The organism is Pseudomonas sp. WS 5010, assembly GCF_012985565.1.
Lineage (GTDB): Bacteria > Pseudomonadota > Gammaproteobacteria > Pseudomonadales > Pseudomonadaceae > Aquipseudomonas.
Map to the genome: position 1 here is coordinate 23049 of NZ_JAAQWQ010000014.1, position 13094 is coordinate 36142.

The window sequence follows — 13094 nt, forward strand, 5'->3', positions numbered from 1 at the left end:
CAGATCTGCTATAGAGCCGTCGGTTAAAACGGCGAGTCAGCTCCCGCCAACGGCGGGTTTGCTGGAGATCCCACATCCCTGTGGGTCTGCGCAAGAGCGAACTCTTGCGCGAATTCTTTACATCTTCGGCATGCCACGACCGGGCATCATACCGCCCATGCCACGCATCATTTTGGCCATGCCGCCTTTGGCCGAGAATTTCTTCATCATCTTTTGCATCTGCTTGTGCTGCTTGATCAAGCGACCGATGTCCTGCACCTGGGTGCCGGAACCCATGGCAATCCGACGTTTGCGCGAACCGCTGATCAGCTCAGGGTCACGGCGCTCGGCCGGGGTCATGGAGTTGATGATGGCTTCCATCTGCTTGAACTGCTTCTCTGCCGCGCCCTGGGCATTGCCCATTTGCGCCAGGTTCACACCGCCGATGTTCGGCAGCTTGTCCATCAAGCCGCCGAGGCCGCCCATGCTCTTCATCTGTTGCAGCTGATCACGGAAGTCTTCGAGGTCGAAGCCCTTGCCCTTCTTCAGCTTTTTGGCCAGTTTGTCGGCCTTGTCCTTGTCGAGGGTTTGTTCAGCCTGCTCGATCAGGCTGAGCACGTCGCCCATGCCGAGGATCCGCGAGGCGATCCGCTCCGGGTGGAACGGCTCAAGCGCTTCGGTCTTCTCGCCCATGCCGATGAACTTGATCGGCTTGCCGGTAATTGCGCGCACCGACAGTGCGGCACCGCCACGGGCATCACCGTCGACCTTGGTCAGGATCACGCCAGTCAAAGGCAGCGCATCACCAAAGGCCTTGGCGGTGTTGGCCGCATCCTGGCCAGTCATGGCGTCGACCACGAACAAGGTTTCTACCGGGTTGATCGCAGCATGCAGCGCCTTGATCTCGCCCATCATCTCTTCATCGATGTGCAGGCGACCGGCGGTATCGACGATCACCACGTCGATGAATTTGAGCTTGGCTTCTTTAATAGCAGCGTTGGCAATGTCGACCGGCTTCTGGCTCAGGTCGGACGGGAAGAAGGTCACGCCGATTTCACCGGCGAGCATTTCCAGCTGCTTGATCGCGGCCGGACGGTAGACGTCGGCCGACACCACCATCACGGACTTTTTCTTGCGCTCTTTAAGGAAGCGCGCCAGCTTGGCAGCGGTGGTGGTCTTGCCCGCCCCCTGCAAACCAGCCATCAGCACAACGGCCGGCGGCACGGCGCTGAGGTTCAGGTCTTCGTTGGCCGCGCCCATCAGGCTTTCGAGTTCGGCCTGCACGACCTTCACAAAGGCCTGGCCCGGCGTCAGGCTGCGGGACACTTCAGTGCCAACCGCACGCTCCTTGACCGAGTTGACGAAATCCTTGACCACAGGCAAGGCAACGTCGGCTTCGAGCAACGCCATGCGCACTTCGCGCAGGGTGTCTTTAATATTGTCCTCGGTCAGCTTGGCCTTGCCGGTGACATGGCGCAGCGTCTGCGAGAGACGGTCAGTCAGGTTTTCAAACATGCGCGATCCTTTCAGGCCCTATTCATCGAAGTGCATCGGTAGACCGAGGTAATGGCGGCCCAGGCTGTGATAAATCGCTATTAAAAACAGCGCTCGGCGAGCCTGCGGCGTGGGCAGGTCGCGGATTATAGCGAAGACTGCCGCCATGCACACCCGCTGTCTGGCCCAGTGGTCTTTCGTGGAACGCAGGTGTGTGCCAAACTCATCGGCTTTCGGGCTTGCCTAACAGGATTTATGCTCCCTTTGTCACCCAGTTTGCTACCCAGTCTCGCCGCCGCACTCTTGTATGCCGCTGCGACCCTCTATCAGGGCACCCGCCTGGCCCAACGCGCCAGGGCGGACAAACGCCTGCTGGCCGGCCTCGGCGTGCTCGCCCTGGTGGCCCACGCTGCCAGCCTGTTCACCCACCTGATGACGCCAGTGGGCCTGGGCCTGGATTTTTTCAGCGCCGCCAGCCTGATTGCCGCCGCGGTCATCGCCTTGACGCTGCTGGCCTGCGCGCGGATCCCGGTGGAAAACCTGCTGTTGCTGCTCTTTCCCCTGGGCATGCTGACGGTGCTGCTGGCACAATTCGCCCCCACCGGCACGGTGCAGGTAATTGATGAAGAGCCGGGCATCCTCGCGCACATCCTGTTGTCGATCCTGGCCTACGGCATGTTTACCATCGCCGTGTTCCAGGCATTGCTGCTGCTCTTGCAGGACCACCAGCTCAAGCACAAGCACCCTTCCGGGCTGATCAAGAACTTCCCGCCGCTGCAGACCATGGAAAGCCTGCTGTTCGGCTTTCTCTGGGCCGGCTGGACGCTACTGTCGCTGTCGCTGATTTCCGGTTGGCTGTTCGTCGAGAACCTGTTCGCCCAGCACCTGGTGCACAAGACCCTGCTGGCATGCCTGGCCTGGGTGGTGTTCAGCGTACTGCTGTGGGGCCGCAATCGCCTGGGTTGGCGTGGGCACAAGGCAATCCGCTGGACCCTGGCCGGTTTCTGCCTGCTGATGCTGGCGTATTTCGGCAGCAAGCTGGTTCGCGAATTCATCCTGCATATCTGACGGGCAGCGATTATGGACAATTTGCCCCTGGAGCCGATGCTCGCCGTAGTCGCGCTGCTGGTCTTGTGGTCAGCGCTGTTTACCGCCATCGAAGCCGCCCAGCACCATTTGCTGGCCCTGCGCCCCGGTACACGCCAGGGCGACAAGGCCGCCGCCCGCCTCAGCTTCCCGCGCAATAGCCTGATCCTGTGCAATACCTTATGCCGCGCGGTGGTAGTGATTCTCTGCACCCTGCTGGCGCTTCATGCCTGGGCCGAAAACGGTCCCTGGCTCGGCTGGGTGATCTCCAGCGGGCTGCTGCTGGTGCTGGCCGATTACCTGCCGCGCACCCTCGCCACCCGCTACCCGCAGGCGGTGCTGGGGTTTGGCAATACGCTGCTGGGCGTGCCGCTGAAAATCCTCTACCCCTTGGCCTGGGTGCTCAATGGCCTCAGCCTGCTGTTGTTGCGCCCTTTCGCACGCAAGTCCGGGATCGTCAAGAAAAGCGACGAGCCACAGAGCGACCCGTCCGACGAGCAAGCGTCAGACGCGAACGATGACCCGACGTCAGGCATGCCGGGCATCCACGCCCTGGACAACATCACCGTCAATGACATCCTGGTGCCGCGCAGCGAAGTGGATGGCATTAACCTCGACGACCCTATCGAAGAGATCATCGAACAACTGCGCACCTCCCAGCGCACGCGGCTGCCGGTGTTCCACAGTGATATCAACCAGGTCGAGGCGGTGCTCAACACCCGGCAGATCCAGCACCTGCTGCCCGACGCCAGCCTGACCAAGGACGCCCTGCTCGCGGCCTGCCACGAGCCGTACTTCGTCCCGGAAAGCACGCCGCTGCAACTGCAACTGCTGAATTTCCACAAGCAGCAACGCCGCCTGGGCATGGTGGTGGACGAGTACGGCGAAGTGCTGGGCATCGTCACCCTGGAAGATATCCTGGAAGAGATCGTCGGCGAATTCGAAAGCGAGCAGAGCCTGGACAACCCGCTGATCCAGCCCCAACCAGACGGCCGCTACGTGATTGACGGCGCCGTATCGATCCGCGAACTGAACAAATGCCTGGGCTGGCACCTGCCCAGCGACGGCCCCAAGACCCTCAACGGCCTGGTGACCGAAGCACTGGAGACCATTCCCGATTGCGCGGTGTGCGTGAAGATCGGCCGTTATCGCCTGGAAATCCTCGAAACTGAAGACAACCGGGTGAGCAAGGTGTTGATCTGGCATATCGGCTCAGCGCCGATTGCTACCTAAATCCGAGAGCAGGCTTGTGTGGGAGCGGGCTTGCCCGCGATAGCATCACCTCAGTGTCACTGATACACCGTCGCGGGCAAGCCCACATTTGATCTTTCCAGCCCCAAAGACCGCGCTCCAGCCCTTGTTTGCAGCGCAAAGCCCTTCCTATAATCAACCCCGCTTACCCAAGCCCCGCCCGACCGCGTGCTACCCGCACTGAGCGTGTCCAGGCACCGCGTCATCGTGTCTGACCGGTACTCGCTCCCATCCCGAGCCGACTCCGCGCACTGCCCTGATCCATGGGTGCAAGACCAATAATAATCCGCGCCAAAGGCGCAATGACCATCAGGGATACCTCAATGAGCACCACCTATAACGAGGCCGCTCCCGCCGCCCCGACCAACTCGACCAGCCGCGTCGCGACCGCGAGCATCATCGGCACCGCCATCGAGTTCTACGACTTCTATATCTACGCCACGGCCGCCGCGCTGGTGATCGGCCCGGTGTTCTTCCCGCAGAGCTCCGGCACCGCGCAGATGCTGGCGGCGTTCCTGACCTTCGGTATCGCGTTCATCGCCCGCCCCCTGGGCTCGGCGCTGTTCGGCCATTTCGGTGACCGGATCGGGCGCAAGTCGACGCTGGTCGCCTCATTGCTGCTGATGGGCGTGTGTACCACCCTGATCGGCCTGTTGCCGGGTTACGACAGCATCGGCGCCTGGGCACCGATCCTGCTGTGCGTGCTGCGTTTCGGCCAGGGCCTTGGCCTGGGTGGGGAATGGGGCGGCGCCGCACTGCTGGCCACCGAGAACGCTCCCAAGGGCAAGCGCGCCTGGTTCGGCATGTTCCCGCAACTGGGGCCTTCCATTGGCTTTTTGGCGGCCAACGGGCTGTTCCTGATCCTGGCGATGAACCTGGACGATGAGCAATTTCGCAGCTGGGGCTGGCGCATTCCGTTCCTGCTCAGCGCCGCGCTGGTGATGGTGGGCCTGTATGCGCGCCTCAAACTGCACGAAACCCCAGTGTTCGCCAACGCCGTGGCCAAGGAAAAACCGGTAAAAGTGCCGCTGGTCGAGCTGTTCAGCCAGCATTGGTTGCAGGTGCTGCTGGGCGCGGCGGCGATGGTGGTGTGCTATGCGCTGTTCTATATCACCACGGCGTTTTCCCTGAGTTACGGCGTGAGCACCCTGGGCTACAGCCGCGAAACCTTCCTCGCACTGTTGTGCTTTGCCGTGCTGTTCATGGGCGCGGCCACCCCACTGGCAGCCCTGGCCAGCGACCGTTATGGGCGCAAACCGGTGCTGATCGTCGGTGCGGTGCTGGCGATTCTTTCAGGGTTCGCCATGGAACCGTTGCTGACCCATGGCTCGACCTGGGCGGTGGCGCTGTTCCTGTGCCTGGAACTGTTCCTGATGGGCGTGACCTTTGCGCCGATGGGGGCGCTGTTGCCGGAACTGTTTCCGACACGCGTGCGTTATACCGGGGCGTCGGCGGCGTATAACCTGGGCGGGATCGTTGGCGCTTCGGCCGCACCGTTTTTCGCGACCAAACTGGTGGCGATGGGTGGGCTGAGTTATGTCGGCGGGTATGTGTCGGCGGCAGCGTTGCTTAGCTTGATTGCGGTGCTGTGCCTGAAAGAGACGCGGGATAACGATTTGAATAAAGTCGCCTGATAGACCGCTATCGCGGGCAAGCCCGCTCCCACATGTGCAATGCATTCCAATGTGGGAGCGGGCTTGCCCGCGATGCTTTTACAGCTCTACAACCACCGCCTGAGAAGCACGGGTCGCCTTGGCCCGGGCAGCCTCGATCGACTCATCCCGCGCCAGCGCCACGCCCATGCGGCGCTGGCCATTCACTTCTGGCTTGCCGAACAGACGCAATGCCGTGTCCGGCTCGCTCAGGGCCGCGCCGAGGTTGGCGAACGCTGTCTGGGTCGACTGTCCTTCCACCAGGATCACCGCCGAAGCCGAAGGCCCGAACTGGCGGATCAACGGAATCGGCAAGCCCAGGATCGCCCGCGCATGCAGGGCAAACTGCGACAAGTCCTGGGAAATCAAGGTCACCAGGCCAGTGTCGTGGGGGCGCGGCGAGACTTCGCTGAACCACACCTGGTCGCCCTTGATAAACAGCTCGACACCAAACAGGCCACGGCCACCCAGGGCCTCGGTCACGGCTTTGGCGACGCGCTCGGATTCAGCCAGGGCCGCCGGGCTCATGGCCTGGGGCTGCCACGACTCCTGATAGTCACCCTTCTCCTGACGATGGCCCACAGGCGCGCAGAAGGTGGTGCCACCCACGTGACGCACGGTCAGCAGGGTGATTTCGTAATCAAAGTCGATAAACCCTTCGATGATCACCCGGCCCTTGCCGGCGCGGCCGCCTTCCTGGGCGTAGTCCCAGGCTTTCTGCACGTCATCGACGCTGCGCAACAGGCTTTGGCCCTTGCCCGACGAGCTCATCACCGGCTTGACCACGCACGGGAAGCCCAGGTCTTCGACGGCCTTGCGATAGTCTTCCACGGTGTCGGCGAAGTGGTACGGCGAAGTCGGCAGGTCCAGCTCTTCAGCGGCCAGGCGGCGAATGCCTTCACGGTTCATGGTCAACAGCGCCGCGCGGGCGGTGGGGATCACGGTAAAGCCTTCAGCCTCCAGCTCCACCAGGGTGCCAGTGGCGATGGCTTCGATTTCCGGGACGATGAAGTGCGGTTTTTCCGCCTCGATCACCGCACGCAGGGCCGCGCCGTCGAGCATGTTGATCACGTGGCTGCGATGCGCCACCTGCATGGCCGGCGCGTTGGCGTAGCGATCCACGGCAATCACTTCAACGCCCAGGCGTTGCAGTTCGATTACCACTTCCTTGCCCAGCTCACCGCAGCCACACATCAATACGCGGGTCGCGGTTGGCGACAATGGAGTTCCGATTCGGGTCATCTCAGGTCCTCAGGGGAGCGGATCAGGGGGAGAAAGGCCGGCATTTTACATGAACGGCGGGCATTGGCCTCAGTTAGCGACACGCTGGCGCCGCAAACGCCAGGCCATGGCCAGCCACACCACGGTGACCCCGGCAAATTTCGAGGCCAGGGCGGTGCCGACCACAGCGGGCGTCAACGCGCCGATCAGGCCAAAAAAGATAAAGGTATCGAGGGGAATGCTCAGTGCCGAACTTATCCACAGCCGGTCGTGCAACGGGCGCTTGGTGATGCTGAAGACCAGCCAGTCGATGCACTCGGACACCGCGAACGCCGTGGCGCTGGCCAGGGCGATGGACGGATCGGAGGTGATATAGGACAGCGCCAGCGCCGCGAGCATGGCGATGATCGCCCCGTGGCCGAAGCGCGTTTGCACCATGTCCCGCAGGATAAACACCAGGCCACCCCAGGCGGACCAGATGACATCCAGGTGCGGGGCGGTGGAAAAGGCGAAGTTGATCAGCACGACGCTGCTGATATAGGCGATCAGGAAGAGCATGGGGCGAGGGACCTGTGGGCAAGGGGCACAGGGTACTGCACATTTGGAAATATGTCGTCTGGGCGGGTCTCATCGCGGGCAAGCCCGCTCCCACCTGTTGAAATGCATTCCAATGTGGGAGCTGGCTTGCCTGCGATAGCGGTGGTTCAGGCGCCAGACTTTCCGGGAATCATCCACAACACCCCACTGGCCTTCGCCCGCTCATGACACAGCCCCAGCACCACCCGGCGCTCGGCGTTGTCCATGCGGCTCCAACGGGTGATTTCGTCGACATTGCGCTGGCAACCGGTGCAGATATCGTCGTCATCCAGCGCACAAATGCTCACGCAGGGCGAGGCGACGGGGCGTTCAACCGGGTTCATTCCGGCTGCTCGACCAGGTCACGGGCATAGCGCTGGGCGTTGTGCACATAGTGCGCAGCACTGGCTTCGAGCATCCTCTTCTGCTGCTCGGTCAACTCCCGTACCACCTTGCCAGGCGAGCCCATTACCAGCGAGCCATCGGGGATTTCCTTGCCCTCGCCGATCAACGAATTGGCGCCGATGATGCAGTGCCGGCCAATCTTGGCGCCGTTGAGGATCACCGCATTGATGCCAATCAGGCTGTAGTCGCCGACAGTGCAGCCATGCAGCATGGCGTTATGCCCAACCGTCACACCGGTGCCCAGGGTCAGCGGGTAGCCCATGTCGGTGTGCATCACGCTGCCGTCCTGCACGTTGCTGTTCTTGCCGATCAGGATCAGCTCGTTGTCGCCACGCAACACCGCGTTGAACCAGACGTTGGCGCCCTCCTCGAGCTTGACCTTGCCTACCAGCGTGGCATTGGGAGCCACCCAGCTGTGTGGATGGGTCTCGACACGGGCATCGCCCAGGCGGTATTTCATGGTCTTCCCTCACGGCTTGCCATTCAAACGATGGCTTAAGTATTGATAAAGCTTTTTGGCGGGCGATGCAGGCTGATGTCGGCATCGTCATAGAGCAGGTTGATCAATTCGACGATCATGATCGCCGTCAGGCCCCAGATCTTGTATTCACCAAACCGATAGCTGGGCACATACCAACTGCGGCCCTGGTAATCGATGCGATGGGTGTGCTCGCGCGGGTCCTGGCGGAAAAACTCCAGGGGCACGCTGAACACGGCGGCAATTTCGGCGTCGTTGGCCAGGTACTCGACGTAATCGGGGATCACCCCCACATAGGGGGTCACGCGGATGCCGTGCAGGGAGATCAGGGGGCTCAAGGGCCCGATCACTTCCACCAGGCCCGGTGGCAGGCCGATTTCTTCTTCGGCCTCGCGCAACGCGGTGAACACCAGGTCGGGGTCTTCGGGGTCGCGGCGCCCACCCGGGAACGCCACTTCGCCGCCATGGGTCGACAGGCCGCTGGCACGCAGGGTCAGGATCAGCTCGGGTTCGTCACTGCGGGTAATCGGCACCAGCACCGCGGCCTCGGGGAAACGTCCGTCAGTTTCCAGCGTGCGTGGCGTGTGATTGCTTACCCGGCGAAGTAGCTCGTCCAGCATGAGTCATCTCGATCTGTTGGCTACCTTGCATCATGCACCAAAGCGTACGGGTGCCCAACCCCAAAACCCCGGCGGTGTCGCTAAACGACAACTTGCAGGCCACTGCCCTGCACGCCAAGATAGGCGCAGTCCCCAGGAACCCAAGCATGAACTTCTGCAGCCAGTGCGGTAAACCGGTCACCCAGCGCATTCCCGAAGGCGATACACGCCTGCGTTATGTGTGCGACCACTGTCAGACCATTCACTATCAGAATCCCAATATCGTCGCCGGCACCCTGCCCGTCTGGGGCAATCAGGTGCTGTTATGCCGGCGCGCCATCGAGCCGCGCCTGGGCTACTGGACCCTGCCTGCTGGCTTTATGGAAAACGGCGAGACCGTCGAACAGGGCGCCCTGCGCGAAACCCTGGAGGAAGCCTGCGCCAGGGTGCGCAACCTGAGTATCTACACGCTGATCGACGTACCGCACATCAGCCAGGTGCATATCTTCTACCGCGCCGAACTGGTCGACCTGGACTTTGCCGCCGGCCCCGAGAGCCTGGAAGTCCGACTGTTCGATGAGGCGGACATCCCTTGGTCCGAGCTGGCTTTCCGCACGGTCAGGCGTACCTTAGAATGCTTTTTTGCCGACCGTCGGCAACAGGTGTTTCCCGTGCGCAGCGAATCGGTGCCACCCTTGACTCAGCCTGCACAATAACAATCGAAGGTCACCTTCAAAGGGATATCGCTTCAATGCGTTGGTTGCTTGCTCTGCTCTGCCTGTCGTTCGCCACGCTGTCGTGCGCCACCACCCTGCAAACCCTGGGCGGTAAACCCGTCGAGAAGATCCTGGTACTCAAGTCCGCGCACCAGTTGCAACTGATCAACGATGGCAAACCGCTGAAGACCTACCGCATTTCCCTGGGCAAGAACCCCAAGGGCCACAAGCTGATCGAAGGCGACCGCCGCACGCCAGAAGGCTTCTACTGGATCGACTGGCGCAAGACCAGCGACCGCTTCAACCTGTCGATGCATATCTCCTACCCCAATATCAGCGATGCCGCCCGCGCCCGCCGCGAAGGGGTCAAGCCCGGCAGCATGATCATGATCCACGGCACGCCAGACAGTGAGGAATACCCGGAACAGTGGTTCCACACCCTGGACTGGACCGACGGCTGCATCGGCATGCGCAATGTCGACATGCGCGAAGTGTGGAACCTGGTCAAGGACGGCACGATGATCGAGATCCGTCCGTAACCTCGACCGTTGGTAAAATAATTCAAAAAAAATCTACCTCTCCTACAGCCCCTGTCGATGAATACCATTTCACCGACAGGGGCTGCGTCTTTCTGCGCGCGATAAAGACCTCTCTAATACCACTTGATACCAGGCACCTTTAGGGTGCCTGTAAACAGGCATGTGCCCGCTTTTGGCGGCATTGACATGGTATTTAAGTGGTATTAATTTCCGGCCATTACCGGGCGACAACACTCCAATAACGCATCGGAAACCCTACAGATGAATCCCATCCAGACCCTGCGTCCTGACGATCGGCAATCCACGCCGCTGTACCTGCAACTGGCCCGCAATCTCGAAGCGGCTATCCATGCCGGCCAGTGGAAATCCGAGCAGGCCTTGCCCTCCGAGCGCGTACTCAGCGAACAGTTGAGCATCTCCCGGGTAACCGCCCGCAAAGCCCTGGAAGTGTTGTTCGCCCAAGGCCTGATCCGCCGCAGCCAGGGCTCTGGCACGTTTATCACGCCACGCCTGGAACAGCCGCTGTCGCGCCTCTCGGGGTTCAGCGAGATGTTGCGGCTCAAGGGGTTTGCCCCCAGTTCGCAATGGCTGGTGCGCGAAATCACCCCGCCGACCCATGAAGAGCTGATCCGCCTGTGCCTGTCGCCCACCGACAAAGTGGCGCGGCTCAAACGCCTGCGCAAGGCGGATGACACCGTGATGGCCATCGAAATGAGCGCCCTGCCCGCCTCGATCATTCCCAACCCCCAGGCCATCGGCAGTTCGCTCTACGAATACTTGGAAGGCATCGGCAAACCGGTGGTGCGAGCCCTGCAGCATATCCAGGCCATCAACGCCTCGGACGAGTTCGCCGCCCTGGTGGGCATCGCCCCCGGCACCGCCATGCTGCTGATGACTCGGGTCGGCTACACCGCCGACAACACGCCAATCGAGATCACCGACACCTACTGCCGCAACGACTACTACGACTTTGTCGCAGAGCTTCGTAGGTACGATTTTTCCGCTGAACTGCGGCCCTAGAGAACTGCCATGTCCGAAGACAATATCCTCACGCCCCACGGCTGGATTCGCGGCCGCCTGGTGCACCACGAAGGCAAGGTCGGCGCCGTCGAAGGCGTGCCTTGCGACCCGGCCGACAATGACCTGCCCTACCTGCTGCCGGGTTTTATCGACCTGCATGTGCACGGCGGCGGCGGCAAGGACATCATGGAAGGCAGCAGCGCCTTCGAGACCATCACCCGCACCCATGTGCGCTTCGGCACCACCTCGCTGCTGGCCACTACCATGACTGCGCCGGTCGAGGAAATCTCCCGGGTACTCGGCGAACTCGGCCAGTTCTGCGAACGGCGCCCGGCCGGCAGCGCCCGGGTGCTGGGCGTGCATCTGGAAGGCCCCTACATCAACCCAGGAAAACTCGGCGCACAGCCCAACTTCGCCCACACGGCATTGATGGCCGAGGTCGAGGAGTACCTGCGCCTGGCACCGATCCGGGTGATTACCATTGCCCCGGAAATCGCCGGGCATGACGCTTTGATCCGTGCCCTCAGCCAGCGCGGCGTGCGCATGCAGATCGGCCATACCCTGGGCAGCTATGAAGAAGGCGTCGCTGCGCTGGCGGCCGGCGCCACCAGCTTCACCCACCTGTACAACGCCATGAGCCCGCTGCATCACCGCGAGCCGGGCATCGTCGGTGCCGCACTGGCCCACGCGCAATACGCCGAGCTGATCCCGGACCTGCTGCACGTGCACCCAGGTGCCATGCGCGTGGCCCTGCGTTCGATTCCCTGCCTGTACTGCGTCACCGACTCCACCGCCGCGGCAGGCATGCCCGACGGCGAATACAAGCTGGGCAGCCACACCGTGACCAAATGCCTGGGCGGCGTACGCCTGGCCGACGGCACCCTGGCCGGCAGCACCCTGACCATGGATCAGGCGCTGCGCAACTTGGTGAAGATCGGCCTGCCCATCAGCGAAGCCTCACAGCGTCTGTCGCAATTTCCTGCGGATTACCTGGGCCTGGAACAACGCGGCCGCCTGCAACCGGGCAGCTTTGCCGACTGCGTGCGCCTGGACCGCTCCCTGCACCTCACCGACGTAATGGTCGAAGGAGAAACCATTGACTTCAAAAATGCTTGAAGAGGCCCTGTCCTCCTGTGAGGCCGTCGCGGCCCAACTGCAATGCCTCGACCCGCTGCTGGCCGAGGTCGCCGGCCGCCTACGCCGCCAGCCGCCGCAAGTGGCGATGACCGTCGCCCGTGGCAGTTCGGACCACGCCGCCAGCTACTTCGCCTACCTGACCATGCAGCACGTGGGCGTGCCCGTGGCGTCGCTGCCGATGTCGGTGGTGACCCTGGCGCAGGCGCCGCTGAAAGTCAGCGGCCAGGCAGCCTTTGGTTTTTCCCAGTCGGGGCAGAGCCCGGACCTGGTCAACAGCCTGCGCCTGCTGCGCAAGCGCGGGGCGCTGAGCGTGTCGATGGTCAATGCCGAAGATTCGCCCCTGGAAGCCGCCTGCGAATTCCATGTGCCGCTGTGCGCCGGCCCCGAACGCAGCGTGGCCGCGACCAAGAGCTTTATCGCCACCTTGAGCGCCAGCGCCCAGTTGGTCGGGCACTGGAACCAGGAAGACGGCCTGCTCGAAGCCTGCCACGCCCTGCCTGCCGGCCTGCGCGAAGCGGCGACCCAGGATTGGAGCCTAGCCATCGACGCCCTGCGCGATTGCCAGCGCCTGATGGTCATCGGCCGTGGCGCCGGGTTTGCCATCGCCCAGGAAGCCGCGCTCAAGCTCAAGGAAACCTCGGCGATCCAGGCCGAAGCCTTCAGCAGCGCCGAAGTGCGCCACGGGCCGATGGCGTTGATCGACGACAACTACCCGCTGCTGGTGTTTGCCCCGCGCGGCGCCGAACAGCCGGGCCTGCTGACCCTGGCCACGGAAATGCGCCAACGCGGGGCCCGGGTGCTGCTGGCCGCGCCTGACGATATTGCCGAACGCGACCTGACCCTCAGCCGCGCCGAGCACCCGGCACTGGACCCGATCCTGGCAATCCAGAGTTTCTATGTGATGGCTGCAGGCCTGGCCCAGGCCCGGGGCATGGACCCGG

14 protein-coding genes are annotated in these 13094 nt (G+C 62.6%); 8 read left to right on the forward strand and 6 right to left on the reverse strand.

Annotated features, from left to right (window positions below; all coding sequences use genetic code 11):
• Window positions 1-117: 117 nt before the first annotated feature.
• The gene (gene ffh / locus HBO11_RS27500; RefSeq protein WP_169956624.1) at window positions 118-1494 is read right to left on the reverse strand and encodes a signal recognition particle protein; all 1377 of its coding nucleotides are present in this window, start codon (window positions 1492-1494) and stop codon (window positions 118-120) included.
• A 243-nt stretch (window positions 1495-1737) separates the two neighbouring features.
• Here ffh and ccsA point away from each other — a divergent pair, with 243 nt between their 5' ends.
• The 3 genes from ccsA (at window position 1738) to HBO11_RS27515 (ending at window position 5444) form a co-directional block, all read left to right on the forward strand.
• On the forward strand, window positions 1738-2541 hold the full coding sequence (gene ccsA / locus HBO11_RS27505; protein ID WP_169866826.1) for a cytochrome c biogenesis protein CcsA: 804 nt from the start codon (window positions 1738-1740) through the stop codon (window positions 2539-2541).
• Window positions 2542-2553: 12 nt separating this feature from the next.
• Window positions 2554-3792 carry a transporter associated domain-containing protein gene (locus tag HBO11_RS27510; RefSeq protein WP_169956633.1) on the forward strand — a complete coding sequence of 413 codons (1239 nt, stop codon included), beginning with the start codon at window positions 2554-2556 and terminating at the stop codon, window positions 3790-3792.
• Between the two features lie 341 nt (window positions 3793-4133).
• Entirely contained in the window at window positions 4134-5444 is a 1311-nt protein-coding gene (locus tag HBO11_RS27515) for an MFS transporter (protein WP_169956635.1), read from the forward strand.
• Window positions 5445-5522: 78 nt separating this feature from the next.
• Here the strand turns inward: HBO11_RS27515 and purT are convergent, their stop codons facing one another.
• The 5 genes from purT to HBO11_RS27540 form a co-directional block, all read right to left on the reverse strand.
• Window positions 5523-6704 (reverse strand): formate-dependent phosphoribosylglycinamide formyltransferase, encoded by a 1182-nt coding sequence (gene purT, locus HBO11_RS27520; RefSeq protein ID WP_076962107.1) that lies wholly within the window; start codon window positions 6702-6704, stop codon window positions 5523-5525.
• Window positions 6705-6773: 69 nt separating this feature from the next.
• Window positions 6774-7241, reverse strand: coding sequence for a VUT family protein (locus tag HBO11_RS27525; protein ID WP_169956637.1), 468 nt, complete (start codon window positions 7239-7241; stop codon window positions 6774-6776).
• Between the two features lie 146 nt (window positions 7242-7387).
• Entirely contained in the window at window positions 7388-7603 is a 216-nt protein-coding gene (locus HBO11_RS27530; RefSeq protein ID WP_057437987.1) for a DUF1289 domain-containing protein, read from the reverse strand.
• Window positions 7600-8124: a gamma carbonic anhydrase family protein gene (locus HBO11_RS27535; RefSeq protein WP_169956639.1), complete on the reverse strand. Its 525-nt coding sequence runs from the start codon at window positions 8122-8124 to the stop codon at window positions 7600-7602. The genes HBO11_RS27530 and HBO11_RS27535 overlap by 4 nt, the downstream gene beginning before the upstream one ends.
• Window positions 8125-8159: 35 nt before the next feature.
• Window positions 8160-8762, reverse strand: coding sequence for a CoA pyrophosphatase (locus tag HBO11_RS27540; protein ID WP_029296164.1), 603 nt, complete (start codon window positions 8760-8762; stop codon window positions 8160-8162).
• Window positions 8763-8908: 146 nt separating this feature from the next.
• Between HBO11_RS27540 and HBO11_RS27545 the strand changes: the two genes are divergently transcribed.
• The 5 genes from HBO11_RS27545 to HBO11_RS27565 all read left to right on the forward strand — a co-directional run.
• Entirely contained in the window at window positions 8909-9457 is a 549-nt protein-coding gene (locus tag HBO11_RS27545; protein ID WP_169956641.1) for an NUDIX hydrolase, read from the forward strand.
• 35 nt (window positions 9458-9492) lie between these two features.
• Complete coding sequence (locus tag HBO11_RS27550; protein WP_169956643.1) at window positions 9493-9996, forward strand: L,D-transpeptidase family protein; 504 nt, start codon at window positions 9493-9495, stop codon at window positions 9994-9996.
• 261 nt (window positions 9997-10257) lie between these two features.
• Window positions 10258-11016, forward strand: a complete 759-nt coding sequence (locus HBO11_RS27555; RefSeq protein WP_169956645.1) for a GntR family transcriptional regulator — start codon at window positions 10258-10260, stop codon at window positions 11014-11016.
• Between the two features lie 9 nt (window positions 11017-11025).
• Complete coding sequence (gene nagA / locus HBO11_RS27560) at window positions 11026-12132, forward strand: N-acetylglucosamine-6-phosphate deacetylase (RefSeq protein ID WP_169956647.1); 1107 nt, start codon at window positions 11026-11028, stop codon at window positions 12130-12132.
• Window positions 12113-13094: SIS domain-containing protein (locus tag HBO11_RS27565; RefSeq protein WP_170059014.1), on the forward strand; the 982-nt coding region annotated here is incomplete at its 3' end. The genes nagA and HBO11_RS27565, both read left to right, overlap by 20 nt.

Excerpts from the sequence above, each read along its gene's own strand:
- ffh (WP_169956624.1), bottom strand. The coding sequence starts at position 1,494 with ATGTTTGAAAACCTGACTGACCGTCTCTCGCAGACGCTGCGCCATGTC.
- HBO11_RS27510 (WP_169956633.1), top strand. The coding sequence starts at position 2,554 with ATGGACAATTTGCCCCTGGAGCCGATGCTCGCCGTAGTCGCGCTGCTG.
- HBO11_RS27515 (WP_169956635.1), top strand. The coding sequence starts at position 4,134 with ATGAGCACCACCTATAACGAGGCCGCTCCCGCCGCCCCGACCAACTCG.
- purT (WP_076962107.1), bottom strand. The coding sequence starts at position 6,704 with ATGACCCGAATCGGAACTCCATTGTCGCCAACCGCGACCCGCGTATTG.
- HBO11_RS27525 (WP_169956637.1), bottom strand. The coding sequence starts at position 7,241 with ATGCTCTTCCTGATCGCCTATATCAGCAGCGTCGTGCTGATCAACTTC.
- HBO11_RS27530 (WP_057437987.1), bottom strand. The coding sequence starts at position 7,603 with ATGAACCCGGTTGAACGCCCCGTCGCCTCGCCCTGCGTGAGCATTTGT.
- HBO11_RS27535 (WP_169956639.1), bottom strand. The coding sequence starts at position 8,124 with ATGAAATACCGCCTGGGCGATGCCCGTGTCGAGACCCATCCACACAGC.
- HBO11_RS27540 (WP_029296164.1), bottom strand. The coding sequence starts at position 8,762 with ATGCTGGACGAGCTACTTCGCCGGGTAAGCAATCACACGCCACGCACG.
- HBO11_RS27545 (WP_169956641.1), top strand. The coding sequence starts at position 8,909 with ATGAACTTCTGCAGCCAGTGCGGTAAACCGGTCACCCAGCGCATTCCC.
- HBO11_RS27550 (WP_169956643.1), top strand. The coding sequence starts at position 9,493 with ATGCGTTGGTTGCTTGCTCTGCTCTGCCTGTCGTTCGCCACGCTGTCG.
- HBO11_RS27555 (WP_169956645.1), top strand. The coding sequence starts at position 10,258 with ATGAATCCCATCCAGACCCTGCGTCCTGACGATCGGCAATCCACGCCG.
- nagA (WP_169956647.1), top strand. The coding sequence starts at position 11,026 with ATGTCCGAAGACAATATCCTCACGCCCCACGGCTGGATTCGCGGCCGC.